Here is a 2,024-nt window from a genome sequence, read left to right as displayed (position 1 = left end):
GATCCGTGACATCCTGCAACACGAATGCGATCAGCTCTTGGCGCCCTTCCACGTTCGGGATGACCGAGACCCGTAGCGCCCGCTCCCCGCCAGGCCCGCCGGGCCCGCCGGGGTCGGGGTCGGCCCGGCTGACGAGGTTGACGTCACCGTGCTGCGGACGGCCGGTCCGCGCCGCGGTGGCCACCAGTCCCCACTCGCCGTCCAGCGCGGCTCCCTCCCCGCGCGGACGCAACAGGAATCCCAGCCTGTCCAGGGGCTCGCCGGCCCGCAGCCGCTCGCCGAGCAGGCGGTCAACGACCCGCGACGTCCGGCGCAGACCCAGCGTGCGGTCGTAGACCGCGACACCGACCGGAAGCTCGTCCGCTGGCGTGCCCCCGGAAACAAGCTCCAACAGCGCCATATGCTCACCGACCGTCTCAGCTCCCAGCCGGCCACGGGTCACATCAATAATCGTCCCCGAATTGCCTGAAACCTCACCGTCCGGCGTTCGCAGCACATTGGCACGGATCTCGACACGCCGGTACGCACCGTCGCTGGTCCGGTAGCGGGCCACATGCCGGCAATGATCGAAACCGCCGGCCACCACCGCCATGAACAGTGCGATCGTCTGGTCGTATTCATCCGGGTGGACGTAGTCGAGGAAGTGGCTCCCCAGCGACGCGATGACATCGAAACCGGTCACCGTCGTCCATGCCTGGTTGAGATATGTCCAGCGCCCCTCGGCGTCGGTCTGGAAGACGACCTCGGTGAGGCTGTCGAGGACACCCCGGCCGGAACCATCTATCGCGACGGGCATCAGCCCGTCAGGCGTGGCGTTGCCACGTTGGGCAACAGGCGGTTCGCGCACATCCCGGCCGTGGCGGCTGTTGCTGTGTCGTGACCTGGCCGGTCCGCCGACGACATCCTGGCGCCCCGCACAGAGCGGCAGCATCGCCGCATCCGGATTGTGACCTTGGAGGGACATAGCGCAGCATTATCACGACTCTTCATCCAGCTGTAAATGCTTTAAGTTATGGCCTGGCTACCATGCCATCCCATGGGATGGCTACGAAGCGCAGTCATAACACTACTGATAGTTGCTCCACCGCTGGCCGGGATGCCTGATCGAGCCGCGGCCGAGCCTGCGGGGCATCGATTTCCCCCACCTTGCGTAACCGGCTCGCCGGCATGCGTACAGGAAACAGTGACAACTATGCGTAACCGCCTCAGGCCACTAGCGGACTACTGCGACCACCGCGCGGTCTTCTCCCTCGCCTACCTGCGCACGACTGAGGCATTTCGCGACACCGCCTCACAGCTGGGCTCCTTCGCGGATCCCGAGTGGGTCAACGCCGAGGACGCATTGTTCGCCGCGTACTACTTCCGGGCGTTCGACCGGTTCCAGGCGTCTGGCCAGTGGTCGGCGGACCGTCCCGCAGACGTGCCACCAGCCTGGCGGGTGGCGTTCAGCGCGGCCGCCACAACGACGCTCTCAGCCGCTGGTGACCTGCTGCTCGGCATGAACGCCCACATCACCCGCGACCTGCCGTTCGTTCTCGCCGAGCTGGGCCTGGTCGGCCCCGGTGGGCGCAGCCACAAGGGCGACCACGACCGCATCAACGCGATCCTGGCGAGCGTGCTGGATCCGTTGCTGGCGGAGGAGGCAGCCCGTTTCGACCCGCACCTGGATGACGAGACAAACGACTATGGTCTCGGCCGGGACGATCTGTTGGGAATGCTGGTGGCATGGCGGGAACGCGCCTGGCAGGATGCCGAACGGTTGGTCGCCGCCAGCGGCACCGAAGAGTACGCCGTTGTCGCGCGCGCGATCGAGAGCAGCGCCGAAGCCCGCGCCCGGTTGCTCTGGGTGCTGCTTGCCGACGAACAACCGGCGGCCACGCCGATGTCCCGGGACGTCTGGTGCGCGCGCCACCGGGTGTCCAGCGCGGCGTCCGAGGCCGCGGCGACGCCGGTATACCCAGCGGCCGGCAGCTAAGAGCGACCGGCAATAGGGGACGCAGCGTCGCGGGGCCAGGGCACGCACC

2 protein-coding genes are annotated in these 2,024 nt (G+C 67.6%); one reads left to right on the top strand and one right to left on the bottom strand.

The window, feature by feature from the left end:
• The coding region (locus MJ785_RS11165) for a PAS domain-containing protein (RefSeq protein WP_239380692.1) at window positions 1–796 on the bottom strand (796 nt) is incomplete at its 3' end.
• 216 nt (window positions 797–1,012) lie between these two features.
• On the opposite strand from MJ785_RS11165, the gene MJ785_RS11160 reads away from it, so the two are divergent.
• Window positions 1,013–1,975 carry a DUF5995 family protein gene (locus MJ785_RS11160; protein ID WP_308194828.1) on the top strand — a complete coding sequence of 321 codons (963 nt, stop codon included), beginning with the start codon at window positions 1,013–1,015 and terminating at the stop codon, window positions 1,973–1,975.
• The last annotated feature ends 49 nt before the right edge of the window (window positions 1,976–2,024 follow it).

The organism is Protofrankia sp. CiT1 (assembly GCF_917627335.1).
In the GTDB taxonomy this organism is placed as follows: Bacteria; Actinomycetota; Actinomycetes; order Frankiales; family Frankiaceae; genus Protofrankia.
This window is presented reverse-complemented; position numbering and strand designations above follow the sequence as displayed.